Origin of the sequence: Methylotuvimicrobium alcaliphilum 20Z (assembly GCF_000968535.2) — a bacterium.
Lineage (GTDB): Bacteria > Pseudomonadota > Gammaproteobacteria > Methylococcales > Methylomonadaceae > Methylotuvimicrobium > Methylotuvimicrobium alcaliphilum.
In genome coordinates this window covers 916,645-941,995 of the sequence record NC_016112.1, presented here as the reverse complement: position 1 = coordinate 941,995, position 25,351 = coordinate 916,645, and the positions used below count along the sequence as shown (strand labels likewise).

The window sequence follows — 25,351 nt, the reverse complement described above, 5'->3', positions numbered from 1 at the left end:
TATTCACCCAGCACCTAAATTCCATAGTCCATTGGCTATGGTTAACTACCGTGGATAATTTAGGTGCTGGGTTCACGGCGTCCTGTCAAGCGAGTCGCCGAACCACCACAATGCCTAAAACTTGTAGAAGTAAATTCGTGCATATTCCTTATAATAATTAACGAGGACAGCATGACCCTTAACAAACTGAACAGTTTCATTTTACTGTTCGGCCTGCCGCAACTTGCCGCGGCCAGCGAACTCAACCAAAGCAATACTGCATGGGTATTAACCTCCACCGCATTAGTGCTCTTCATGACTCTGCCCGGGCTTTCCCTGTTCTATGGCGGACTCGTCAGAAGCAAAAACGTGCTATCGGTGCTAACGCAATGTTTCGCAATCACCTGCATCGTTTCGCTGCTATGGCTTGCCGGCGTATATAGCCTAATTTTCGACGACGGAGGAGATTTGCAACAAGTCCTGGGCGGCACCCATAAGTTTTTCGTGCCCAGCCTGGTCACGGATTCTCTAATAGGCGACATACCGGAGACCGTCTTCTTCATGTTTCAAATGACTTTTGCAATCATTACGCCGGCATTGATCGTCGGCGGTTTTGCAGAGCGCATGAAATTTTCCGCCATTCTCTGGTTTAGCTCCTTGTGGTTGCTGCTGGTATATGTGCCGATATGTCATTGGATCTGGGGCGGCGGCTGGCTCGCCGACTTGGGCGTCATGGATTTCGCCGGCGGCATTGTGATTCATGTCAATGCCGGCGTTGCAGCTCTAGTATCGGCCTTGGTTCTCGGTAATCGAAGAGGTTTCCCGACTACTGCAATGCCGCCACATAACATGACAATGGTGTTAACCGGCGCAGGCATGCTATGGGTCGGCTGGTTCGGCTTCAATGGCGGCAGTGCGTTGACCGCCGACGGTTCAGCCGGCATGGCGATTCTGGTAACGCACACAGGTGCGGCAGCAGGCTCTGTAACATGGATGTTCATTGAATGGATCAAATTCGGCAAACCCAGCGCATTGGGCATCGTGACCGGCATGGTCGCAGGATTAGGCACCATAACTCCGGCTTCCGGCTTCGTCGGCCCCGCAGGCGCATTGGTGATCGGCGTTACTGCAGGCGCCTTCTGCTTTGTCGCCACTCAGTTCATGAAGCGAAAACTGAAAATCGACGACTCGCTCGACGTATTTCCTGTTCATGGCGTCGGCGGCATCGTCGGATCGCTTTTAACCGGTGTTTTCGCTGCCACCAGTTTAGGCGGATTGGGTTTGGACGAAGGCGTTTCGATCATGGATCAAGTCGGCGTGCAAGCACTGGCGGTCGGCGTCACGATTCTCTGGAGCGGTTTTTTTAGTTATTTAATCTTGAAGGTTCTGGATCTACTGATCGGCTTGAGAGTCACCAAAGACCAAGAAAAACAAGGCCTAGACATCGCAACCCACAAAGAAACCGGTTACCACAATCTAACCTAATCTAATCTTCTCTACCGGAAAGGATGGGCGGTTTCGTCCATCCGCATTATGGCGGTGAGCGGTGAGCGGTGAGCGGTGAGCGGTGAGCGGTGAGCGGTGAGCGGTGAGCGGTGAGCGGTGAGCGGTGAGCGGTGAGCGGTGAGCGGTGAGCGGTGAGCGGTGAGCGGTGAGCGGTGAGCGGTGAGCGGTGAGCGGTGAGCGGTGAGCGGTGAGCGGTGAGCGGTGAGCGGTGAGCGGTGAGCGGTGAGCGGTGAGCGGTGAGCGGTGAGCGGTGAGCGGTGAGCGGTGAGCGGTGAGCGGTGAGCGGTGAGCGGTGAAATGATGCGGCATTTAATCCATTTGTCAAGCGCTAATTTCCTCTTTCCTCTTTCCTCTTTCCTCTTTCCTCTTTCCTCTTTCCTCTTTCCTCTTTCCTCTTTCCTCTTTCCTCTTTCCTCTTTCCTGCTTACTGCTCACTGCTTACTGCTTACTGCTCACTGCTCACTGCTCACTGCTCACTGCTTACTGCTTACTGCTTACTACTTACTACTCACCGCTCTCTGCAAACTAGCCACTACAATTCTCCCCCCAATCCTCTTTTGAGGTATAAAATAACGACAACCACTAAATTTTTCATGGCGACGCGGAGGCCGAATGAATACCGCTGACTTATTCGAACGGATGCACAATGGATTACGACACCTAATCAAACCCGCCGCGATTCTATCGATTTTACTTGCATTGTATGCCCTCGCCGGCTTTTGGATCGTGTCGGCCGTTCTGAAAAATCAACTCCCTAAAATCATCTATCAGGAAACCGGCCGCGAATCCGCCGTAGAGAAACTCGCGATCAATCCATTCACATTGGAAATGGCTATTCAGGGCTTCGACTTAAAAGAAACCGACGGACAAACATTCGCGTCATTCAAAGACCTTTATATCGATATCGCTGGCTTCGATTCAATTACGCATTTTAAGCCTATCATCGAGAAAATTACCTTGATCGAACCCTTCGTCAGATTCGCTAAAGACTCTGAAGGCATATTTAATTTCGCCGATTTGACCGAAGCGGACCCGGAAGCACAACCTATCGAAGAAGATACCGGAATATTTGCGTTCCGACTCCGCGGCCTAGCCGTTTTGGAAGGATCTGTCCTTTGGGACGATCTTCAACAGGCCGAACCGAAAAAAGAAACTTTCGGCTCAATTAACCTATCGCTGAGCGAACTAAATTCGGTCGATTCCGAACCTGCCCCGCTGCAATTTTCTTTTATTTCGGACTCGAGTACTACGCTCGATTGGCAAGGCTCGATCACACTCAAACCCCTTCAATCGCAAGGCTCGATTAAATTGGAAAAAGTCGGATTAACTCGAATCGGACAGCTTTTTTTACAGGAAATTGGCGATATCAAAGTCGACGACGGCGAACTGAATCTTTCGGTCGACTATACGTTGAATACCGAAGAAAACGGTATAACCGCGGCAATCAAACCCATCCGGTTCGGCGCCGATAATCTCAAACTCAAAATCGCAGCAGAACCCGGCCAAAGCTCCAATATCGAGGCTAAATCACTCAAGTTCGATGCTAATTATGAGCTAACGATGTCCAATGACGAGATAACGCTCAAGACTACGACACCGAACCAGCTCAGCGTCGATAATCTCAGCCTAAATATCCCCACGGAACCGGGACAAAGAGCCGATATTAGCGTTAAATCCGTCGAATTAGGCACCGACTTCACTCTGACAACGGCCAATGGCGAATTAAAAGTCAACACCGATACCGCTAAACTGGCACTCGAAACATTCAACCTGAAACCCTCCAAGCCTTCCGCCGACATCCCAGAACTATCGGCGCATAACATGACTTTCGATGCCGTCTATACAGCCGAAAGCAACGAACAAGGTCTCAAACTGAACATAGAGCAAAGCCGATTCGATCTAAACAAACTAAAAATGGCTTTCAAGCCGCATACCGAACTGCTCGAAGCCGAATTGAGCCGTTTAACGATTGCAGCCGATGTAACGATAGCTCCTGACATGGCTGTTCAAATCGAAAAAGGGAAAATAGATCTTAACAAACTCCAATTCGGGGCTAACGGGCAAGATACCGAACTCATCAACATTCCGGCAATAGCAGCTAGCGGCATCAAGGCTGATACCGCTAAACAACGCATCCATATCGCGTCGCTGACATCGAAAGACGCAAAGCTGAAAGCCTGGCTCAACCCGGACGGTCAATTCAACTATCTAGCTCTATTCGGTGACGAAAGCACCGAAAAAACCGATCCGCTACCGACACCCGATAGTAAACCCTGGCAATTCGTGCTCGACTCGTTCACTATCGACGGCTATCAAATAGCGTTTACCGATAAAACTCAAAAAACACCGGTTCCGATCACCTTGTCCGAACTTACCGTCGGCATCGAGCACCTAACGGATCAAATCAATCAAAAATCACCGGTTCGTTTACACACGAACGTCAATGAAACCGGCTCGATCAACATCGAAGGTCGATTAGCCCCTACCCCGCTATCGGCCGACCTCGAACTCAAAGTCGATGCGATCGCGCTAAAAACTTTCCAACCCTACTTGGAAAGTCATGTTCGTTTGGATCTCATAGAAGGCGATTTTTCCGCTCAAGGTCAAGCTTTATTGGCAATCGATGAACAGGACGAGCTGGACTTGAAATTTCGTGGCGATGCTCATATCGACAGGCTGTTAACCCGAGATCAAGTCCAACGCCGGGACTTCGTCAAATGGCGCAAACTTGACCTCGGCAGTATTTCGATCGACCTAGCGGCTAACCGGTTCATTTTTGAAGACATCCGCTTCGACCGGCCTTATATCCGCGTATTGATCAAAAAAGACGGAACGACGAACTTTAGCGATATCGTCATAGCGACCGAAACGCCGGAAACCGAGAAGACAGAAGCCGAACCTGCTAAACCCATTCACTATCATGTCGGACGAATCGAGGTCAGAAGAGGCTTGTCCGACTTCGCCGACTACTCGCTGATACTGCCCTTCGTCACGCAAATGAATAATCTTGACGGCGTCTTGTCCGGCATTTCGTCCGAGCCCGGCGCTACCGCCGAGTTGTCACTGCAAGGCAAGGTTTATAATTTAGCCGATGTCAGCATTGCCGGCAATTATCAAATAGACAGCGGCGATTCAGCGATCGAACTCAACTTCAAGGACATGCCATTGCCGCTGATCACGCCTTACATGGCTCAATTTGCCGGTTATAAAATCGAACGAGGCCAAATGTCGCTGGATCTCAAATACACAATCGACCAAGGCAAACTCAACGCACAAAATAATCTGTTCATCGATCAATTCACGCTCGGCGAAAGAGTCGAAAACCCCGATGCGATATCGCTACCGTTAAATTTAGCGATTGCATTACTGAAAGACTCCAAAGGACAAATCAATCTCGACTTACCCATTACCGGAAGTCTCGACGATCCGGAATTCAGCGTCAGCTCGTTGGTGATGAGAGCGCTCGGCAACCTAATAAGAAATATCGCCACCTCGCCTTTCAGAGCCATCGCATCGATGTTCGACGCGGAACAGGATTTAAGCGCCATCACTTTCGAACCGGGCAGCACCAAAATCACAGAGGCCGAAAAAGCCAAGCTCGACGCATTGGCTAAGGCATTGAAAGACAGACTGGCCCTCAGATTGGAAATCAAAGGCGCCGCTTTCGAGGCTTTGGACTGGCCGGCGTTGCGCTCGGAAGCGCTGAATGATCAACTGAAATCGATGAGAGCAAAAGAACTCAGAGCGGAAGGTAGAAGAATTCGCGCGGAATATGTCACGCTATCCGAAGATGAAGAGCAGCGTTTGCTGGCGCAACTCTTCATCGAAAAATTTCCGATGTTGGCCGACTACACATTCTTCGGCAGACCGAGATTGAAAAACCCTGAACAAGGCGACTTTTATGAGATCGCTCGGAAAACGCTCGAGGCGGCCTTGGAGCCCGATCAACAACGACTAAACGACTTAGCAGTACGCCGAGCCGGAGCAATACAAAATTACCTGATCGCCGAAGGCGGCATCCCCGGAAACCGAATATTCCTGCTCGCGACAGAACTGAATCCGGTTAGGAAAGAGCCGGGCATCTCGGCGACCTTGAGTCTGGGCACGCGGTAAACGAACGAAAAACAACCCGTTCCGCAGAGGAAACGTTTCAAGTGTAGCCGAAGCAAGTCGAAACGTTGGGAACGGGTTAAATAATCCGTCCCGCAGGCATAGGTATCTACACAAGTTTTCAGCTTTATAAAACAATTAGTTAAGTTAATTTTTCTGTAATCTAGGATAAAAAAGTAGCCTAAAAACTCCAATTTTTAGTCCCTATCTTCATAAAAAACCAGAAGAAACTTTATAACAGCATGATTTTAAAAGATAAAGATGTGTAGATACTTATGTCCCGCAGGAGGGAAAAACCGCGTCATTCCGCCAGTGCCGTAGGGTGCGCATCGCGCACCTTTCCACGGCGCCTAACCGACAAGAGGTCCCGACCCAGGTGCGCGATGCGCACCCTACGCTTGGCACTTAATAGCCTATGAACACCAACAATTTCAAAAATATACCTTTCGCACTTCAAATTTCGGTAGTGTCTTAGGAGGCGCCGGGGTGCTCGCATGGAGCTGGCATAGAGCCTACACGGATGTATTTACCCAGCACCTAAATAAGCCATGATTTTGAATCATTGCCAAAAACCTATGGAATTTAGGCACTGGATCTAGGTACTAGGTTCACGGCGTCCTTTGACGGGCACCCCGATGCCTAATTTTGATCTACGAGGGGTATATTTCAATTCAAAAAGCGGGAATACAGCAATTCGCTAAAAATGGCTTTTTTCGACAGCCCGCTTTGCTACCTATCGCCCCCTACATCTCCTCTCATCTTCGCCAGTAACGATCTCAACTCGGCTTTATTTTTTTTCACGGTATTGCGTCTATATTCGGCGATTCGGATTGACCAATCATCGTCCTCTTGTATATAAACCGGCGCGAGCCGATCCAAGAGCAATAAATCGTATATATTGACCCACTCGCCTTCCACCTTGAGCGCCAGATTCGGATTGAAAATATAGTGGCCGGTCCTGACCCGGTAAAACAATTTTCGATTGTATTTGTCGTCCCGGTTGATCTCGTTCTTCGACAAAATGCTGCTCAAATAAGCGCGCTTCTTTCGCCGATCGGGCAAGATAGCGCTTGGAATGTGTTGTATCGCATTGAGTATATCCTGCGTCGCGAAGCCGTCGAGCCGATATTGCATTTTATTGGTCATGACCCGGTAAAACAGCGCGATCATCAGATTCAACAGAAAAAACTCCATCAAATGCTGATCCAGCTTGATCAGGCGTCCGTCGACCTGAATGCTCATACTGGAAGGCTCCAATTGTTCGTAGATCTCGACCAATTTCTTTTTGGCATAAGAATCGTCACGCTCGCTCTGGCCCAAAGCGATTTGAAAGGCATTCAGGCCGTTGCCATCGACCTTTTCGGTATCGGCGCCCAATTGGCACAGCGCCTTGACCGCCTCGACATTTCCGGTCCATGCGGAAACCATCAGCGGCGTTTGGTTGAAAACATTGCGAAAATTGGGGCCGTACAAATCTACCTGCTTCAACACCGCATCGGGTTTCTTGAAGGTATAGGCCATGTAATGATTTTGTTGCAGCATCTGCAGGCCCTTTTCCACATTATGCGCGGGTCTGAAATCGCCTTTGATCAATTGGTTGATCAGGTTACGATCTTCATAAACCAAGGCGTATTCGAAAAGCGCCATTTTGGCTTTCTTATTGTTGTCGACGAGCGCTTGTTGCTTCAGGTTTTCCAGATTTTCACCGGCAATCACCTGCCAATTCGGCGTTTTTTGCTTCAGAATCTCGCTACGTATGCGATCCGCCTGCTCCTGCTTGCCTTGCAATTCGAGTTTATGCGCTTCTTGCCGCCAATCGTCGAGACTCGAATTTTGATTTGCTAACTCCAACGAATCCCTGGCATCGCGCAGCCCCACTAAGTCGAGCAAAGGCTGTTTCGGATTACTTTCTATCCAATACAGATTCTTGATCGCCCGGGTCAGCGCGACATACAAGGCGTTGATATAAAACTTGTAGACTTCCAGAGACTTGTCGGTTTTGTCCTTACCTCGCGCATATTTGAGCTCCAATTCCAAATCGGCCTGACTGACGCCCTTGCTGATTTCGCGGTAGCGCGACTCCTCCTGGCTCAAGAAGTTGTAGAGAATGATGTTTTCATATTCCAGTCCTTTGGCTTCTTGAATCGTGAACACCAGCGGCGTGCTGAAATGTTCGCGGGCCATCGGTTTTTGTTCGGCGGTCATTACGATCACGGCGAACAGCGTCGAAGCCTTGGTTTTTTTATCCAATTCCTGTTTGATTTTGTCGTTATCTTGTAAAAACAGCACTTCGCCCTGGGTATGTCCGTTGCTTTCGACCAAGTAATGGCTTTCTTTGTCGATCGACCCGAAGCGGCGGTTTTTGATCTTCAAAATCCGGTTCGCGATATCGGTGACTTGCGGCGAATTGCGGTAGTTGGTATTGAGAATTCGGATCAGGTCTTCGGAACCCTGCAAGTCTTCTTGCTTGTAAAACAGAGTCTTGACCTTGGACCAGGAAAAGAAATTCGGATGCACGATCTGGTTGGAATCGCCGCACAAGATAAAATCCTGCGTCTGCCGCAACGACTTCATGATCAGATAGAGCTGGATATTGGTCAGGTCCTGAACCTCGTCGACGACGACGAAATCGTAACGCGGCTCGCTGATCTTCAGATAATCGTGACTGACGACATTGCTGTCGTAAAGCCGATTTTCGCGTAAAAATTCCAGATATTTCTCGAAGATGCCGTAAACCGCTTCGCGCTCCTCGGCCAGAAAAATCGATTCCTTGACCCCCAACGCCAGATAATCCTCGCGGCTAAGCCAGCTTTTATCGGTGGCCGGCCCCGTGATGACGCCTCGAAATTCCTCGAACAGCTTATGCGCATCTTTGAATTGGCCGCCTTGCCGATGACGGCCGAACCATTGTTGGAAATGTTGAAACGTAACCGGCTTACCTTCCGGCACCTTGATGCTTTCGAGAAATTCCTGAAACGACAGAAAATCGACCTGTTGATCGTCATTCCGGTAATGATGCGAGTAATAAAGATCGCGGGAATTTTTGACCAAATAGGCCGATTGCGTAACATAAAGGACATCGCCGACCGCCTGCTTCATCTTTTCCAGCGTCAATGCGGTTTTGCCGCTACCGGCCGAGCCGATCACGATCAGCGGCGGATTCAGTGCATAAATCGATTGCTGGCTATCGTCGAAGGAAATAATTTTATCAAGCAGATTAAAGGACTGATGCCCCGTATTCAGATAAACCAAGTCTTGCCCGACGTTTTCGTCAGGGGCGTTCAGCACCGGAATTTTATCTTCGTCGACCGTTGCTCCATGACGTAAAAACCGCGAATCTTCATAGGCATGGCCCTTGATCAATTCCAACATCAACGCATAGGCTTGGCCTTGATGGCGATAAATCGAAAACAGCAGCCGATCGCTACGATTGAGACGAGCGCGAAACAAATTATCGCCGACCTTTTTGACGTCGGCCGACTTGAAATCGCCGGCTTCGAGATAGTTTTTCAACTTGGTAAAGCCGGGTATCTTTTTCGGATTCAGTTCGTTATAAAGCAAGACTTGCATGATGCGCCATTTTGATAAGAAAAGTTTTTGATGTAAGTTTCGATCGCTATCCGAGAATACGCGTAGCTTTCACTATAACAATCGATGCCAACAAAACTAAGTTTTGCCGGGTACGGCGAAGCACGACAATTGTGCTTGATGCTTGTTTTCGTGCCTTTCTCGGATATTGTAACGTATTTGTGTTTAACTCTAAGACTACGACAAGCCCCTTGACAGGACGTGATTTGCAACCTATACGCATCAAGCTATAAAAAGCATTTTGTCCATGAAAATATCTAATTAGCTATACTTTGCAAGTTACTTACCCAATGCATGATTCAAGATATTTATGTAACCGAATGATTATTTTCGTGTATTTCGTAATTTTCGTGGACTGACTGCCTAATTTAGGATCAAGCCAAATGCAGACCCCCGCTGCTAAATCGCTACCGACCGCTTCCGGTGAGTTTAAACAGCGTAGCCCGGATGGAGCGCAGCGCAATCAGAGCTACGTGCTACAAAGCTCATAGTTCCGGAACGTTATCTGTCACGAAATCCTAAGTAAAGATTTGGCGCCGAATAAATGCCTAGAACTCTACGCATTTTTATTGCCTCGCATCAAAATGATATCATTCCGCAACAAACTTCATTATCGGAAAAAATCATGCAAGCACTGACAGACCGAGAGCTTTATCAAGCCCTCGAATACGCCAAAAGCATCGACGAAACAACCGGCAGAAAAATCATGGCCGACTTCCAAAACGACCAGACGATGCTCGCGCAGATGCTGTTCGGTATTTTTCCCGGCATCATTGCCGAGCAGAACCAAGACATGGCGCATTTGTTCATGGATTTGTGCTTCGACTTGCTCTGCGTATTTCAAAAAGCCTTCGGCCCCCTGCCCGCACAAAACGAACTTGATATCGATTGGCTTCAAAAACAAGCGATGCTACTCGATACCGAATTGCAAGCCGTGAAGAAAAATCAAGACATGGACGATAAAATCCGGAACTCGTTGCAAGAAAGAATGATTTCAAGAACACACGATGAAACCCCGCAATCCGGACTCATTGCATTTATGAACGCAGCGGTCGATGATTATGCCTCGGAAAATCCAAGCCGGGTGCCTGCCACACAAATCACGCAAGAGCTGATTTTGGTTGCAATCCGCCTATTCAATAACCTCTACACGCATTCGCGGAAATCCTGATATGTCGGATATTATGAAATTAACGGTAGGCGAACGATTCGATCACAATTTGCCCGACGAAGGCATGAGCGTAATTCTGGTCAACGGAACCCCAATGCTGACCTTTAATTTTTCGCTGAATCGGCAACAAATCGATGCCTTTTTGAATGGCTCGTGTTCATTCGGCCTGTTTACCGAGAACGATGCGCTATTTTTTTTGTTTAAGATCGATAATTTTCTGGAATGGTCGGACCTAGCCTTCACGATTCATTTAGCCGGCGATGAAACTGTCGCAACCGGTCCCGGCTATCTGCCGTTCAATCTGGTATTGATCGATTCGGCCACGAGTATCATAAAAGGCTTGCGCGTCGTGACCACAACGCCGGAATTCGGCGCCATACTGGCTGACATCACCGAACAGCAGGCCAAGCAACCATTCGATACGATTGCATACTACAAAACGATCGGAGACATTTACGAAAAATACCCGTCGGCCAGCGACATGTTGATAAAAGCGCTAATCGTCGAGGAAGGCGGGATTACATTACCGAAACACTAAAACTTAACCGAATACCGGACAGATCTCGTCTTTTATCGTTTGGATTGTGAGAATACTGCAATTTAGTTAAAGAGACTCCGTCATTCCGCCATGGATGGCAGCCTCTTGAAGCACATTCGAGCCCGAATGCCGGCATTACTTATTCTGTGACGGTTTAACTTAATGGCAGTAGATTAAGAGAGGGGGAGCCATCCATGGCATCGAATCTTACTATGTGGCTCCTTCACATTATCCTTCGAGTCAATGCAAACCGGCTATCCTGCCGATTTGTCCGGCCATCCCGGCCGGAAACGGTCAACTTTTTCCTTAATTTGCCGCAAATGGATGCGTAGCAGTCGCTTTCCCGGTAACAACTTCCTGAGCTGTTGGAGAACCGGCAACGGCACGCTCGATAGCTTCTTTAGTCGCTTCGTAGTTGTATTGTTGAATTTTGGCGTCGTCTTCAGCCATCCAGTGGATGAAAACACCTACCGAAATAAACAGATTGTCGGCTTCGTCGGCAGGGATAATGCCGCTTTCGACCGAATCGGCAACCGCCATCGCCACGCCGCGCTGAGCGGGTCCGAACATTTGGACGGCTTGCTTGGAACCTTTGATCGTGACCTTATTAAACATTACGGTCGCAGGTTTTACCATCAAGTTAGGGGCAACAACAGCCAGCAAGCTGGAGAAACCGTCTTTGTTGTTGGTCAGGCAATTTGCGAAAGCGGTTTCGGCAGCCGAACCGCGTGGGCCGATAATCAGATCGATGTGTGCGACTTCGTTGCCGTCGCCTACCAATGATTCGCCTACGCGTAAATTACTGATTTTTGCCATGCTTGTTGACTCCTTAAAAATAAAGATGAACAGAGTTTGAAAATTAAACTGAAACCTAATACGGCACATTCCGCTTAAGTCGTGAGGCATTGTAATGCCGATTCCTTTCAGAGACCTTTCATGGAATTTTCAGAGACAATCAACCTAAACTTCAGCCAACATTTGCTCGGTCATCGCTTCGGCCCGGCTCAAGTAACCCGAACCGAATAAATTAAGATGATTCAAAATATGATAAAGATTATAAAAAGTCTTTCGAACCCTATAACCCGGGTCTTCCGGCAAGACCTCGTGATAAGCCGCATAAAAATCCCGGCTAAAGCCGCCGAAAAGCTCGGTCATCGCCAAGTCTGCTTCGCTGTCCCCATAATAACAGGCAGGATCGAAAATTACCGGCGCCCCGCCGGCTGCAACAGCGGCATTGCCGCCCCATAAATCGCCATGTAACAAAGATGGCCTAGGTCGGTAATTGTCGAACAAGGCATCCATATCCGCCAATAACCGCTCGCCTTGGCTTTGCAACCGGCCTCGATAACCGTTTTGCGCAGCCAGTCGTAACTGAAAGCCCAATCGCTGCTCGCGCCAGAAACCCGGCCAATCGTTGTAACGGCCGTTCGGTTGCGGCGTGCTGCCGATGGTATTGTCTCGATGCCATCCGAAATAAGGCTGCTCAGCACTATGCAGCAACGCCAACTGCTGCCCTAATTGGCGCTCGGAACGAGAATTCGAAGAAGCGAACTCGATATGCTCTAAAACCAGAAACGACCGCTGATCGGTTTGCCCGCACACAACCGGTTCGGGCACCCTTATCGTCCGAGTGCCGGCTATTTCTTTTAAGCCTTCGGCTTCGGCCTCGAACATATCGACCGAAGCCGGACGGTTCAGTTTTACGAAATAAGTTCGTTCGTCATCACGCAACCGATAAGCTTCATTGATATCGCCGCCGCCGACCGGACGGGCTTCCGTTACCGAAAAAGGCCGCCCAGTCGCCTGTTCGATTTGCTCGGCGATTGCTTGCCAATTCATCGTCATTGTCGCACCTCCGGTTTAATGAATCGCGAAAGTTTAAAAATAGAACTGCTTGCCTTGGCAGCCAAGGTATGGATTCCCACGGAACCCTTTATTCCACCGGGGATGGCAAGCTTTTAAAACACGAGTTATTTAACCAATTCTACGGCGTCAAAAGTTTGATCCTAAAAAGAGCAGTTGGCATGTGTTGTAGACCGTTCGTGCTGAGTAAAGTCGAAGCATGAAGGGTCTACAACACGTTCACCGGCCTGGTGAAGCCTCAAACTACTCTTTTTAGGTTGATAGACAGTTAATGTAAGATGGGTAGAGCGGAGCGAAACCCATCATGGAACATCATGAGAGCCATTGTAACAAATCGCGGGTTTGGTTAATGGTGGCGTTATCACAACCGTACCTGCACTCAAACAAAGCGATGGGTTTCCGCTTCGCTACTACCCATCCTACGGCACTTCCGGCAACGGGGGGCTGGTGGTTATCCTCCAGCCTACCCACTAGCGGAAGCGGTTTGGCGATTTTTTGCTCGGTGCATATAAATTACAAACCCCGCTCTCCCAAGAAAAAAGAAAATAAAATAGAGGAGCTTACGCGCATAACGCCGGATTCATGAGTCAACTTTCAAACGACAACTGATTACCAAACACATTGCACCAATCCAAATCGAATTGCGCGACCGCGGGATTCACCGCCGGATGCCCCAGCATTTGTTCGGCAATCTCGATCGGCAGAGTAATAGCGCTCACTCCCGCACTCAACACATCGAGTACTTGCCGAGTGTTCTTGAAACTGGCCGGCAACAATTTACACGGCAATTTTTGGCGATCGAGCAAATTTTGTAAATCGGCAACCACTTGCGGCCCATTTTCGCCCATCGCATCGATTCTATTGACATAGGGCGCCAGATAATCGGCTCCGCACAAGGCCGCTAAAAAGCCTTGCTGAACGCTATAGATTGCCGTGGCCAGAACCGCTATCTCATCGGCTTTGATTTTTTTGATTGCCGCTAAACCGGTTTCATTGGCCGGCACTTTCACGACAATATCGTACGGCAAATCCTGTAGGCGTTTCGCTTCCTCGACCATGCCGTCGACGGTCGAACTGACGACCTGGACATGATAGCGAGCTTCGGGACCGATCAATTCGGCCAAATTCAATAATAATTGATTCAAACCGACCCCGGACTTGGCCAGGATGGATGGATTAGTCGTCACGCCTTTGACCGGCAAGCAGTCATGAAAGCGGGCGATTTGCGCGATATCGGCGCTATCGAGATAGAGTTCGAACATAAATTTAAAAATCGGTTTGAAAAAATGACTGCTCGGCAGTCGTTATACCTTTCGCACTTCTAATTTCGGCGATACTTAAGGAAATGCCAGGGATGGCAAGCTTTTGAATAGACTCTGCGGGACGAGGTTGCAAACTCATGCGCATCAAGCTTAAAACGTCCAACCCGCATCACGCTCTTTCCCAAGCTCCAGTTTGGAAAAGACACTCTGGAAGCTCCAGCTTCCTATGACCAACACAACCTCCGCACATTCTCAATCAACCCCGACTCGCTCGTTCAATCTTCCTGGGTTGACAGGAAGCTAAAGCTTCCTAAACAGATTGCCCAAGCTGGAGCTTGAGTAACAGCATATTTTAGTCTTTGTGACCTCGATATGCCTTTAGGAATATGCACAAAGTAACTTATACAAGTAGTAGGCTTTATGGCGGTTTGGTGACTCGCTTGACAGGACTCCGTGAATACGTCCCTGTAGGCTTGACGGCGGCTATCCCTGCCGCCGGCACCTGTCAATCGAGCCCCTCCCCCAACAGTTGTCTAAGTTATTTCATGCTCGTTCCTTAGTGTAACGGTAACTTGGTATTCTCGGCTTATGTCGAAGCCCTCGAAACGCCCTAAATTCAATCTAGAGGCAATTTTAATTGCCCAAGCGAATGAATTCACTCTCACAAGAATATTAATTAAATCAGTAAGTTAATTTTAACAAAATCCTTAGCTTAATCCGTATGGATTGCAAATCCCGTATTGCTAAGGAGTATTCAGCTACATGCCACGGCGAAAAGAATTAGATTGTTGAGTCTCTAGTCTTTTCTTCATTTCCTTCATGGTGAATAAATTTTTTATGATTTCTCGGTGGAAACGACGGAACTCAAACCGCTCAATTTTTCATCAAGCCCAAAATCACCGCGATGTGCGCCAGTTCCGCCAGCGTCGAAACTTTGAGCTTATTTCTAATTTGCGTGCCGTAATTGGCGACCGTTTTGTAGCCCAAACAAAGCTCTTCGGCAACTTTGTGTACCGTCATGCCTTTCGCAAGTAAACGGAATACATCGAATTCCCGGGCCGAAAACGCCTCTATAATTGCATGGTAATCCATCACATCCGACTTTCCGGTTTGATCCTTGAGCAGCCCATCTTCGATGTAAATTTCGCCATTGGCGATATGCTCTATTGCCATCGCAAGATTGGCCGCCGCGCTGTTTTTACTGATATAGCCTTTGGCTCCGGCCGCAATGGCACGATTAACGTAGACCTGTTCATCGTGCACGCTAAACACCAAAATCTTAGCCTTACTGTCGCGCTGACAAATACGCCGTATCGTCTCCAGCCCGCCTAAGCCCGGCATCGATAGATCCATCACGGCGACATCGACAGCATGTTCCTGCATCAATTGAATCGCCTGCTCCCCTCGATCGGCCTCGGCAACAATTTCAATCATATCATGCGTCCCGAGCAACATTCGAAACCCCGCACGCACAACCGCATGATCATCGACTAAAATAATTTTGATTTTGATTTTGCTTTTCATAGGATAGGTATCGTTGCGCTAACTGCCATGCCCTGACCGGGTTGCGAGCGGACGGTCAGCTCGCCGTCGAGCGACTTAATCCTTTCTTGAATGCCTCTGAGCCCGAATCCCGACGATATCCGATTGATATCGCAACCGCGCCCGTCATCGGCCACCTCTAGATGCAAACAATCACGATTTTCGCCTAAAATTTCCAGCACTATTTTAACGTGTTTGGCCTCGGCGTGGCGGATTGTGTTGGTCAAACATTCCTGAATGACACGAAATATTTGTATCGCAACATTTTGATCAAGCGAATCCAACTCGTCCGGACACTCGATCGTCAAATTCAGCCAAGGGTTTCTTTCCGACCAATGATTGACCATATCTTCGAGCGTGGCTTTCAAGCCTAATTCGGTCAAAATCAATGGATGCAATTGATGCATCATCGAGCGTACGATAGCCATTAAATGATCGCAGATATGGCTTATCGACTCTGTAATTTGACGGGTATCGGCTTTTTCATGCGCAGCAGTGACCGCCATGACCTTGATTGCCGTCAACGATTGACCCAATTCGTCATGTAATTCCTGCGATAAACGCCGGCGCTCCTCTTCCTGAATTTTCAACGAATGCTTGGTTAAGGCACGATTTTCCTCACGAGTCTTATCGAGCACGCCGGCCATATGATTAATCGCCCCGGCGATACTATCGTATTCCTGAATCGAAAACCTCGGCAACACATCCCGATATTGTCCGTTTTCGATACGCCTGAGACCGTCGACAATCGTATCGATAAATCGCAGAGTTTTATGCAACGTTTGGTGTACCGCCAAAAAAATCAATATAATCAATAAGCACAGCGTAATAAAAAAAGCGACCGTTTCATGCCAAACCTCGACAGTCTCATCCATCGGATTCGGCTGAATAATTAACATCAATGCCTTGCCGTCGGCCATCACGATCGGATAGTGCGTTTCGGCATAATCTGCGGTAACCAAACTTACAAACCAACCCGGAGGCATGTCGGGCTGGTCTTCACTTTGCAGCGAACGGGTCACTTGAATCGTTTCACCGGTCGGTTGCTGGACGCGAATATCCAAATGGCGTGTTTCTCGTAAGGCGCTAAGCCAATAAATCCAATCCGACTCCTTCATGGTTGCGGAGGCCGGTTTCGAAAATCCGAATTTAACCAATTGCAATGCCAGGTTTAGAGAAGAGCCGACCTCTTCAGTGACCGCCTCCCGAGCCCGCCAAATCGCGATCGAACCGCCTAGTATCAATATACAGACGAATAAAAACAAAATTCTGACAATTAGTTGGAAACGTAAGCTCATCTTGGCCGAAACTGGGTTAAAACATATCATTATCAAGTCGTATAACCCGCTACACTATAGGAAAAATTCATTTTTTCAGTATACCTTTCGCACTTCAAATTTCGGCAGCGCCTGAGGAGGGGACCGGCATAGCACCTACAGGGATGTATTCACCCAGCACCTAAATTCCATAGCCCACTGGCTATGGTTAACTATTTCGGGTAATTTAGGTGCTGGGTTTACGGCGTCCTTTGACGGGCACCCCAAGGCCGAATTTTCATCTACGATGGGTATAACTCCAATTGCGCGGAGCGCGTCATTATGCCCGACTTTTCATTAAACACCACCTGGCTTATTCCGTCGCCAATCGAAACGGTCTGGTTCTACCTGATTCGCCCCGAAACCTGGCCGGATTGGTGGAGATATGTCGATTCGGTTGAAAACATCTCGTCCGGCGCATCGAAGATTCCCAATAATAAACGGCGTATTTATTGGAAAACACGTCTGCCCTACCGATTAGTCATTGAATTGACCGTTACGCGCGCCATTGAGCATCGCTACCTCGCGGTGAAGGTTCAAGGCGACTTAGTCGGCTCGGGACATTGCCGAGTTTCGGGCAATGCCGAATCGACACGGCTCGAATTCGATTGGCACGTCGCAACCTGCAAACCGTGGATGAACCGCTTTGCCTTTCTTTGCCGGCCGATATTCGAATGGAACCATGCACAAGTCATGAAGGAAGGCGAACGTGGATTAGTCTATTTAACGACACTTAAAAATTCATCGATAACGTGAAATAATAAGGAACGACCAATTCCATTGTAATTGTTCAGTCCCTTCGTAAGTATTCAGTCCACCCTCTTTGAAAAAGAGGGTGCTAGGGGAGATTATTTATACCTTTCGCACTTCAAATTTCGGCAATGCCAGAAGAGGCGCCGGGGTGTTCGATCCCACACCTAACGCTAGGAGAGGGATCAGCAGGGTCTGAATACTTACATCCCACTCACACACCGGAAATCCATCACAAAATGGCTCAATACATATATTCAATGAACCGGGTAGGCAAAATTGTCCCGCCCAAAAAATTTATCCTAAAGGATATTTCGCTATCTTTCTTCCCCGGCGCCAAAATCGGGGTACTGGGCTTAAACGGTTCGGGCAAATCGACGCTATTACGCATCATGGCCGGAATCGACAAAGATATCGAAGGCGAAGCGATCCCGCAAAAAGGCATTCATATCGGTTACTTACCGCAAGAACCGCAACTCGACCCTAACAAAACCGTGCGCGGCAACGTCGAAGAAGCCGTAGCGGAAATCAAAGCGATACTGACCCGGTTCGACGAAGTCAGCAACGCCTTCGCCGACCCCGACGCCGACTTCGACGCGCTACTCGCCGAACAAGCCGAACTCCAAGACAAAATCGAAGCAGCCGGCGCCTGGGAGCTAGACCGTAAGCTGGAAATCGCTGCCGATGCGCTACGCCTGCCGGATTGGGACGCGGATGTCACGAAACTATCGGGCGGTGAAAAACGCCGCGTCGCATTATGCCGACTCTTACTATCCAACCCCGACATGCTGCTGCTCGACGAACCGACCAACCACTTGGATGCCGAATCGGTCGCATGGCTCGAACGCTTTCTGCACGATTACTCCGGCACCGTCGTCGCGGTCACGCATGACCGTTACTTCCTTGACAACGTCGCCGGTTGGATTCTGGAACTGGACCGCGGACAAGGCATCCCTTGGGAAGGAAATTATTCGAGCTGGCTCGAACAAAAAGAAAAACGCCTGGAACTGGAAGAACGCCAGGAAACGTCCCGAATGAAATCGATGAAGGCGGAATTGGAATGGGTACGTTCCAACCCGAAAGGCCGCCATGCGAAAAGCAAGGCTCGCTTGGCGCGCTTTGAAGAACTGTCTTCGCAAGAAGCGCAAAAACGTAACGAAACCCAAGAAATTTATATTCCGCCCGGCCCTCGCCTCGGCGATATCGTGATTCATGCCGACAACATCAACAAGGGCTTCGACGATAGATTACTGATCAACGACTTGAGCTTCAAACTACCGCCGGGAGGCATCGTCGGAATCATCGGACCGAACGGCGCCGGTAAGACAACATTATTCCGCATGATGGCCGGATTTGAAAAGCCCGACTCCGGCACCGTGACAATCGGTCAAACCGTACAACTGGCCTATGTCGATCAAATGCGCGACAACCTAGACCCGAACAAAACGGTTTGGGAAGAAATTTCGGACGGTCTCGACATCATCACGGTCGGTAAATACGAAACGCCATCGCGCGCCTATGTCGGCCGCTTCAACTTCAAAGGCGGCGACCAGCAAAAACGCATCGGCGATTTGTCCGGCGGCGAACGTAACCGCGTGCACCTAGCCAAGTTATTGAAAAGCGGCGGCAACGTCTTGCTGCTCGACGAACCGACTAACGATCTCGACGTCGAAACCCTGCGGGCTCTTGAAGAAGCGCTCCTGACCTTCCCCGGCTGCGCGGTGGTCATTTCGCATGACCGGTGGTTCCTAGACCGGATCGCGACGCACATGCTGGCCTTCGAAGGCGACAGCCAAGTAGTCTGGTTCGAAGGCAATTACGCCGATTACGAAGCCGACCGCCATCGCCGTTTAGGCACCGATGCCGACAATCCGCACCGGATAAAATATAAAAAATTGACTTAATTGACTCGATGAAAATAGAAGCGTAGGTCGAGTTAGGATTAGCGTAACCCGACATTTTGCCCATCGATTGTCGGGTTACGGCCTCGCCTAACCCGACCTGCCGGGTTAAAGCATTACAGCTTGCGTTGAAATGATAATATTAGCCGGCAAGAATCACATCGAATTGCTTCATGTACGCAGCAAGCTCTTTGCGATAGATCTCTCGTACCGGCAGGCATAAATCGCCAGGCTTCAAGCCGCGCTCCTGCAGCGACTCAACTTCGGCTCGGATATCGTGAATATCGTAAATTTCTAACGCACCGAACACAGCCGAAGTATCCTTCATGCCGAAACGCTCCGGTTGCTGTCCGTTCTTCAGTTGAAATACGCCGTCGTCCAGCAACAACAAACTAACCGCTTGATCGAATGCCGCGATCGTCAATACGCTATCCAATGTTTCCTGCATCGAAACTCCATTGAAAGGAGGTTTACGCAAAACAAACAGAAATTTCTTATGCATAAACTACCCGAATACGATGCAACGGTCCGCTTGTAGAGTTGCTTCGACCCATTGCCCTAAACCGGAAATCCGAAAACCGTCGGCTAAATCGTCATCCTGTTTGCCGACTCGACTAGCCTCGTCGGCATGAAGCAATCCACGCCTTTGCGCAGCGGAAATGCAAACTACCAGATCGATTGCATATTGTTTTGCCAAAGCACTCCACAGTTTCGGAAAATTAAGTTCATCATCGGGAGGCATCGCATAATTGAAAGCATGATAAATTCCTTCATGATAAAAGAATATGCGAAATACCGAGTGCCCTTCGTCCAATACTGAGCAAACAAACCGGTAAGCATGATAAGCACTGCTTGACTCCGTCGGGCTACTGTTGATTTGAATGGCGAATTTCATATCTTGTCTTAAAACAAATCCTAAGGATTTCGCGAAAAATAACGTACTGGGTTTATGAGCCTTGCCGAGGATACGGTTACTCTTGGCAGGGCGGGGCTTGCAGTCCTGTCCTAAACGTTTCGAAAGTAGCCAAGGCCAATCAAAACGTTTAGACCGGGTTATACCTTTCGCACTTGAAATTTCAGCATTGCCTGAGGAGCCGCCGGGGTGCCCGACCCCTCACCTAACGCTAGGTGATGGATCTACATGGATGTATTCACCTAGCACCTAATCCCATAGCCCATTGGCTATGGGATTTAGGTGCTGGGTTCACGGCGTCCTTTGACGGACACCCGGTGCCGAATTTTGATCTACGATGGGTATAATAAATAACCCTCCCCGTCCAGGTTTTGCCGATAGCGCTGTCTTTTTTGCGAAAGCGAGTAAAACGCTGCCTGATGTCCATTACCTGTTATGCCAATCGATCGCCTTGATCGCCTCAATGGTATTTTCGACCTCGGGTAACAAATCATCCTTACATAACTCAAAGGCCTCCCCAATGCCAAACTGTATGATCGGCAACAACATGGCAGAAGGAACGTCTAAACCGTAACCTTCCATCAAGCGCGGAGCAATTTCAGCCAACAACCCCGCTAATTCCGTTTGAGCCTTACGATTGCTGTATTGCATTATCATGCCGTACCTGATTGCCAATCTTCGAAATTTAGCCTCCTCGGCAATGATAATCGAAGCCGCCTCATCATGCGTAAATCCAAAAGAATCAGCAAAATTTTCGGCATAAGCCTTGACCAACAAATTCGGAAACCCTCTATTCCGGCTAATAGCGGCTACAATCATCCGAGCTCCGATCGCACGATCGTATTGACGAATCAATAAATCGGCGGCGAATTCCACAAAAACATGCGAAACCTCAAGCAACATGTCATCGGCAATCCCGCCCCCCAAAAGCGCCAACCTGGACGCCAAGACTTCACTTAACTGAAGCGCCTTAGCGATAACATAGCGTTCCGGATCGTTATAAGGATTGCCATGAGCATAAACATCGGCACCATTTACATTGTTATGAGCCACAAAACCCAACGCAACGGCTTTTTCGCGTTTCGTTTCGGCTAGGTCGAGCACCGGCAAAACCGTATCAAGCCCTTGTTCGGTCAATCCGTGAGTGACATGATAAAGATGTAGCATCTGCTCTATGGGTGTGTCATACATTAAATTGAAAACATCCCCCGCCATCTGACCATACACGACATTGGCCCCCAGCATACCCTTTTCACCCATCCTTTTGCCTATATAGGCATGTATGGCCGGCCCCCACGCATAAACGGGCGTGGTGAAGCCTATCAAAGCGAAAAGCATCCCAATAATTGATGTAAGGCGTTTCATAATAAAAGGCAAAACATGGAGTTATATAGGCTATTTAAATGTCGATTGAAATTGTATTCATAGCTCCCGCGTCGCACTAAACTTGATATCCGGCCAACGCTCCTCGGTCAATTGCAGATTGACGCGACTGCTGGCAACGTAAACCAAGAAACCGCCGCCGTCTTCGGCGAGGTTCTCGAAGGCTTTTTTCTTGAATTCCTCGAGTTTTGCCGGCTTATCAGAACTGACCCAGCGCACCGTTGCGATCGGCGCGTTGTCGTAGACGCATTCGACATTGTATTCGGTCTTCAGCCGGTGCGCGGTCACATCGAACTGCAGCACGCCGACCGCACCGAGAATCAAATCGTTGTTCTTGAGCGGTTTGAACAACTGCGTCGCGCCCTCTTCGGTCAATTGCACCAGACCTTTTTGCAGCGCCTTTGCACGTAGCGGGTCTTTCAGCACGACGCGCCTGAAAAGCTCCGGTGCGAAATACGGAATACCGCCGTATTTGAGCGTTTCACCCTGCGTAAACGTATCGCCGACCTGTATCGTGCCGTGATTGTGAAGGCCGATGATATCACCCGGATAGGCTTCTTCGACGTTTTTGCGACTGTCGGCCTGGAAGGTCAGCGCATTGGCGACCTGGACATTTTTACCGGCACGGACATGGTAGATCTTCATGCCTTTGTCGAACTTGCCGGAACAAACGCGTAAAAACGCTATGCGGTCGCGGTGCGCGGGGTCCATGTTAGCTTGAACCTTGAAAACGAAACCGGTGAACTTATCCTCGTCGGGACGCACTTCCCGTTGCTCGGTCTCTCGCGGCAAGGGTGCCGGCGCATACTCGGCGAACGCGTCGAGCAATTCGAGAATACCGAAGTTGTTGATCGCCGAACCGAAAAAAACCGGCGTCTGCTCGCCCTTCAAATATTTATCCATATCGAATGCATGACTCGCGCCTTTCACTAATTCGATTTCCTCGCGCAATTCGTCGGCCTGATCTTTCAGCAGCTCATCCAAGTGGTAATTATTGAGCCCTTTGATCACTTCGGCCTGAGCGATCTTGCCGGCGTGCTGCGGACTGAACAAATGAATTTCGTCCTTGTACAGATGGTAAACTCCTTTGAAACGTTTGCCCATGCCGATCGGCCAAGTCATCGGCGCGCACTCGATTTGCAAGACGCTTTCGACTTCGTCGAGCAATTCGATCGGCTCGCGCCCTTCCCGGTCCAGCTTATTAATGAAGGTCAAAATCGGCGTCGTGCGCAGACGGCAGACCTCCATCAACTTGATCGTTCTATCCTCGACGCCTTTCGCGACGTCGATCACCATCAACGCCGAATCGACAGCAGTCAAGGTGCGATAGGTATCCTCGGAAAAGTCTTCGTGCCCTGGCGTATCGAGCAAGTTAATGATGCTGTTTTTATGCTCGAACTGCATCACCGAGGTGGTAACCGAGATGCCCCGCTCTTTTTCCATCTGCATCCAATCGGAAGTCGCATGACGTTCGGCTTTTCGCCCTTTGACGGAGCCGGCCAACTGAATCGCGCCCCCGAACAACAATAACTTTTCAGTGATCGTGGTTTTACCGGCGTCGGGATGGGAGATAATCGCGAAAGTGCGTCTGCGGTTCAGTTCTGAAAGTAACTCTGACATGGATGTTCAATAAATGAAAGATGGGATAAAAACGGAAAATTATACCGTATTATCAATTCCTTTGTATTTTCAATATAATGGCGCAAATTGGCTTGGCCGGTAGAGGTAGCCTTAAATGAAACATCGGAAAAACTCATTAATGGAAAAAACTATGACCGTTTTATATCGTTTGATCGCCGCTATAGTATTCATGAGTCTGTCGGCCTGCTCGAGTCTGTATTACAGCGGCCTCGAAAAAATTGGCATTCCGAAACGGGACCTCATGGTTTATCGTGTCGAGAAAGCCCGTGACACGCAAGAAGAGACCAAGGAACAGTTCAAAACCGCATTGGAACAATTTACCGCATTGACCGATTTCAAGGGCGGCAATCTCGAAGCAACCTACAAGAAACTCAACGGCGAATACGAAGCCAGCGTAAAAAAAGCCAACGAGGTCAACAAACGTATCCGCGAGATCGAGGACGTATCCGGTGCGCTATTCCGCGAGTGGGAACAGGAGATCGGAGAATACAGCAGCGCTACGCTAAAACGAAACAGCCAGCAAAAACTCGATGCGACAAAAGTGCATTATCAACAGCTCATCAATGCGATGAAACAAGCCGAATCCCGAATCGAACCGGTCTTGTCGGTGTTCAAGGACCAGGTATTGTACTTAAAGCACAATCTTAACGCACAGGCAATCGCCTCACTCAAAGGCGAATTAGGATCGATACAATCGGACGTCTCGGCACTGATTACCGCAATGGAAAAGTCGATCAACGAAGCAAACGCCTTCATCAAGACAATGGAAAGCAAATAGCCGGCCATACATAGAAGCGCCGATTCACTATTCACTGCTAACTGCTAACTGCTAACTGCTAACCAATTAGCATTACAGACAGAAGTTATTCGGACAGTTATAATCGGACTATTTTCGATACAGCTCAATTGCAGGAGACATTTTCATGACCGACACTAAACATTGCCGCCTTTTGATTTTGGGTTCCGGCCCCGCCGGTTATACCGCAGCCGTCTATGGGGCGCGCGCCAATCTCAACCCGGTCATGATCACCGGAATGCAGCAAGGCGGCCAATTGACGACGACGACCGACGTCGATAATTGGCCCGGCGATGTCGAAGGATTGCAAGGCCCCGACCTGATGGAAAGAATGCGTCAGCATGCCGAGCGCTTCAACACCGAAATCGTTTTCGACCATATCCATACTGCCGACTTATCGGCGCGCCCTTATAAACTGACCGGCGATTCCGGCGTTTATACCTGCGACGCATTGATCATAGCCACCGGCGCTTCGGCGAAATATTTAGGCATGGAATCCGAAGAAGCCTTCAAAGGCAAAGGCGTGTCCGCCTGCGCGACCTGTGACGGCTTCTTCTATAAAAACAAACCCGTTGCAGTCATCGGCGGCGGCAATACCGCCGTTGAAGAGGCGCTATACCTGTCCAACATCGCCTCGCAAGTGACGATCGTGCATCGCCGCGACAAATTCCGTTCGGAAAAGATTCTGTCCGAGAAACTGATCGAAAAATCGAAAAACGGCAATGTCGTGATCGAATGGGATCATACGCTCGACGAAGTGCTCGGCGACGACATGGGCGTGACCGGTATCCGAATAAAAAGCACCAAGAGCGAAGAAACCAAGGAATTGGATGTGCATGGCGTATTCATCGCGATCGGCCACACGCCCAATACCGACATTTTCCAAGGCCAACTCGAGATGGAACACGGCTACATCAAGGTTAAAACCGGCCTGCAAGGCAACGCGACCGCGACCAGCGTACCGGGCGTATTCGCGGCCGGCGACGTGATGGATGCCGTCTACAAACAAGCCATTACCTCGGCTGGTGCGGGCTGCATGGCAGCGCTGGATGCCGAGAAATACTTGGATGAAATGGAGTAATACGGCAACCT

18 protein-coding genes are annotated in these 25,351 nt (G+C 49.2%); 8 read left to right on the top strand and 10 right to left on the bottom strand.

Translation table 11 applies throughout. From position 1 onward, the window contains the following. Positions 1-171: 171 nt before the first annotated feature. The gene (locus MEALZ_RS04125) at positions 172-1,464 is read left to right on the top strand and encodes an ammonium transporter (RefSeq protein ID WP_014147351.1); all 1,293 of its coding nucleotides are present in this window, start codon (positions 172-174) and stop codon (positions 1,462-1,464) included. 633 nt (positions 1,465-2,097) lie between these two features. Next, the gene (locus tag MEALZ_RS20595) at positions 2,098-5,598 is read left to right on the top strand and encodes a DUF748 domain-containing protein (RefSeq protein WP_014147350.1); all 3,501 of its coding nucleotides are present in this window, start codon (positions 2,098-2,100) and stop codon (positions 5,596-5,598) included. A 726-nt stretch (positions 5,599-6,324) separates the two neighbouring features. Here the strand turns inward: MEALZ_RS20595 and MEALZ_RS04115 are convergent. Continuing rightward, positions 6,325-9,165 (bottom strand): UvrD-helicase domain-containing protein, encoded by a 2,841-nt coding sequence (locus MEALZ_RS04115; protein WP_014147349.1) that lies wholly within the window; start codon positions 9,163-9,165, stop codon positions 6,325-6,327. A gap of 562 nt (positions 9,166-9,727) precedes the next feature. On the opposite strand from MEALZ_RS04115, the gene MEALZ_RS04110 reads away from it, so the two are divergent. Both MEALZ_RS04110 and MEALZ_RS04105 read left to right on the top strand, forming a co-directional pair. Continuing rightward, positions 9,728-10,354 (top strand): hypothetical protein, encoded by a 627-nt coding sequence (locus MEALZ_RS04110; protein WP_014147347.1) that lies wholly within the window; start codon positions 9,728-9,730, stop codon positions 10,352-10,354. Between the two features lie 13 nt (positions 10,355-10,367). Next, a complete protein-coding gene (locus MEALZ_RS04105) occupies positions 10,368-10,892 on the top strand; it encodes a hypothetical protein (RefSeq protein ID WP_223842348.1) in 525 nt (174 codons plus the stop codon). A 306-nt stretch (positions 10,893-11,198) separates the two neighbouring features. On the opposite strand, the gene fae is transcribed toward MEALZ_RS04105, so the two are convergent. The 5 genes from fae to MEALZ_RS04080 form a co-directional block, all read right to left on the bottom strand. Beyond that, positions 11,199-11,708, bottom strand: coding sequence for a formaldehyde-activating enzyme (gene fae / locus MEALZ_RS04100; RefSeq protein WP_014147345.1), 510 nt, complete (start codon positions 11,706-11,708; stop codon positions 11,199-11,201). 144 nt (positions 11,709-11,852) lie between these two features. Continuing rightward, positions 11,853-12,731: a fructosamine kinase family protein gene (locus MEALZ_RS04095; protein ID WP_046061358.1), complete on the bottom strand. Its 879-nt coding sequence runs from the start codon at positions 12,729-12,731 to the stop codon at positions 11,853-11,855. A 611-nt stretch (positions 12,732-13,342) separates the two neighbouring features. Further along, entirely contained in the window at positions 13,343-14,017 is a 675-nt protein-coding gene (locus MEALZ_RS04090; protein ID WP_014147343.1) for a transaldolase family protein, read from the bottom strand. A gap of 873 nt (positions 14,018-14,890) precedes the next feature. After that, positions 14,891-15,541, bottom strand: a complete 651-nt coding sequence (locus tag MEALZ_RS04085) for a response regulator transcription factor (RefSeq protein ID WP_014147340.1) — start codon at positions 15,539-15,541, stop codon at positions 14,891-14,893. After that, positions 15,538-16,857: a sensor histidine kinase gene (locus MEALZ_RS04080; RefSeq protein ID WP_014147339.1), complete on the bottom strand. Its 1,320-nt coding sequence runs from the start codon at positions 16,855-16,857 to the stop codon at positions 15,538-15,540. The genes MEALZ_RS04085 and MEALZ_RS04080 overlap by 4 nt, the downstream gene beginning before the upstream one ends. Before the next feature lie 300 nt (positions 16,858-17,157). On the opposite strand from MEALZ_RS04080, the gene MEALZ_RS04075 reads away from it, so the two are divergent. Both MEALZ_RS04075 and ettA read left to right on the top strand, forming a co-directional pair. Next, positions 17,158-17,631 carry an SRPBCC family protein gene (locus MEALZ_RS04075; protein WP_014147338.1) on the top strand — a complete coding sequence of 158 codons (474 nt, stop codon included), beginning with the start codon at positions 17,158-17,160 and terminating at the stop codon, positions 17,629-17,631. A 233-nt stretch (positions 17,632-17,864) separates the two neighbouring features. Further along, a complete protein-coding gene (ettA, locus tag MEALZ_RS04070) occupies positions 17,865-19,529 on the top strand; it encodes an energy-dependent translational throttle protein EttA (protein ID WP_046060975.1) in 1,665 nt (554 codons plus the stop codon). 139 nt (positions 19,530-19,668) lie between these two features. On the opposite strand, the gene tusC is transcribed toward ettA, so the two are convergent. The 4 genes from tusC to MEALZ_RS04050 form a co-directional block, all read right to left on the bottom strand. Further along, complete coding sequence (gene tusC / locus MEALZ_RS04065) at positions 19,669-20,028, bottom strand: sulfurtransferase complex subunit TusC (RefSeq protein WP_014147336.1); 360 nt, start codon at positions 20,026-20,028, stop codon at positions 19,669-19,671. A 3-nt stretch (positions 20,029-20,031) separates the two neighbouring features. Further along, positions 20,032-20,421, bottom strand: a complete 390-nt coding sequence (gene tusD / locus MEALZ_RS04060; protein WP_014147335.1) for a sulfurtransferase complex subunit TusD — start codon at positions 20,419-20,421, stop codon at positions 20,032-20,034. Between the two features lie 444 nt (positions 20,422-20,865). Next, positions 20,866-21,699 carry a hypothetical protein gene (locus MEALZ_RS04055; RefSeq protein WP_162472915.1) on the bottom strand — a complete coding sequence of 278 codons (834 nt, stop codon included), beginning with the start codon at positions 21,697-21,699 and terminating at the stop codon, positions 20,866-20,868. 162 nt (positions 21,700-21,861) lie between these two features. Then, the gene (locus tag MEALZ_RS04050) at positions 21,862-23,442 is read right to left on the bottom strand and encodes a peptide chain release factor 3 (protein ID WP_014147332.1); all 1,581 of its coding nucleotides are present in this window, start codon (positions 23,440-23,442) and stop codon (positions 21,862-21,864) included. A gap of 151 nt (positions 23,443-23,593) precedes the next feature. Between MEALZ_RS04050 and MEALZ_RS04045 the strand changes: the two genes are divergently transcribed. Further along, positions 23,594-24,241, top strand: coding sequence for a DUF2959 domain-containing protein (locus MEALZ_RS04045; protein ID WP_046061357.1), 648 nt, complete (start codon positions 23,594-23,596; stop codon positions 24,239-24,241). A gap of 145 nt (positions 24,242-24,386) precedes the next feature. Continuing rightward, the gene (gene trxB, locus MEALZ_RS04040; RefSeq protein ID WP_014147330.1) at positions 24,387-25,340 is read left to right on the top strand and encodes a thioredoxin-disulfide reductase; all 954 of its coding nucleotides are present in this window, start codon (positions 24,387-24,389) and stop codon (positions 25,338-25,340) included. Positions 25,341-25,351: the final 11 nt, after the last annotated feature.

Bases quoted from the DNA above. Each gene is read 5' to 3' on its own strand.
- ettA (WP_046060975.1), top strand. From the start codon at position 17,865: ATGGCTCAATACATATATTCAATGAACCGGGTAGGCAAAATTGTCCCG.
- MEALZ_RS04090 (WP_014147343.1), bottom strand. From the start codon at position 14,017: ATGTTCGAACTCTATCTCGATAGCGCCGATATCGCGCAAATCGCCCGC.
- MEALZ_RS04075 (WP_014147338.1), top strand. From the start codon at position 17,158: ATGCCCGACTTTTCATTAAACACCACCTGGCTTATTCCGTCGCCAATC.
- MEALZ_RS04050 (WP_014147332.1), bottom strand. From the start codon at position 23,442: ATGTCAGAGTTACTTTCAGAACTGAACCGCAGACGCACTTTCGCGATT.
- MEALZ_RS20595 (WP_014147350.1), top strand. From the start codon at position 2,098: ATGAATACCGCTGACTTATTCGAACGGATGCACAATGGATTACGACAC.
- trxB (WP_014147330.1), top strand. From the start codon at position 24,387: ATGACCGACACTAAACATTGCCGCCTTTTGATTTTGGGTTCCGGCCCC.
- MEALZ_RS04105 (WP_223842348.1), top strand. From the start codon at position 10,368: ATGAAATTAACGGTAGGCGAACGATTCGATCACAATTTGCCCGACGAA.
- MEALZ_RS04125 (WP_014147351.1), top strand. From the start codon at position 172: ATGACCCTTAACAAACTGAACAGTTTCATTTTACTGTTCGGCCTGCCG.
- MEALZ_RS04095 (WP_046061358.1), bottom strand. From the start codon at position 12,731: ATGAATTGGCAAGCAATCGCCGAGCAAATCGAACAGGCGACTGGGCGG.
- MEALZ_RS04055 (WP_162472915.1), bottom strand. From the start codon at position 21,699: ATGGGTGAAAAGGGTATGCTGGGGGCCAATGTCGTGTATGGTCAGATG.
- MEALZ_RS04085 (WP_014147340.1), bottom strand. From the start codon at position 15,541: ATGAAAAGCAAAATCAAAATCAAAATTATTTTAGTCGATGATCATGCG.
- fae (WP_014147345.1), bottom strand. From the start codon at position 11,708: ATGGCAAAAATCAGTAATTTACGCGTAGGCGAATCATTGGTAGGCGAC.
- MEALZ_RS04110 (WP_014147347.1), top strand. From the start codon at position 9,728: ATGCCTAGAACTCTACGCATTTTTATTGCCTCGCATCAAAATGATATC.
- tusC (WP_014147336.1), bottom strand. From the start codon at position 20,028: ATGCATAAGAAATTTCTGTTTGTTTTGCGTAAACCTCCTTTCAATGGA.
- tusD (WP_014147335.1), bottom strand. From the start codon at position 20,421: ATGAAATTCGCCATTCAAATCAACAGTAGCCCGACGGAGTCAAGCAGT.
- MEALZ_RS04080 (WP_014147339.1), bottom strand. From the start codon at position 16,857: ATGAGCTTACGTTTCCAACTAATTGTCAGAATTTTGTTTTTATTCGTC.
- MEALZ_RS04045 (WP_046061357.1), top strand. From the start codon at position 23,594: ATGACCGTTTTATATCGTTTGATCGCCGCTATAGTATTCATGAGTCTG.
- MEALZ_RS04115 (WP_014147349.1), bottom strand. From the start codon at position 9,165: ATGCAAGTCTTGCTTTATAACGAACTGAATCCGAAAAAGATACCCGGC.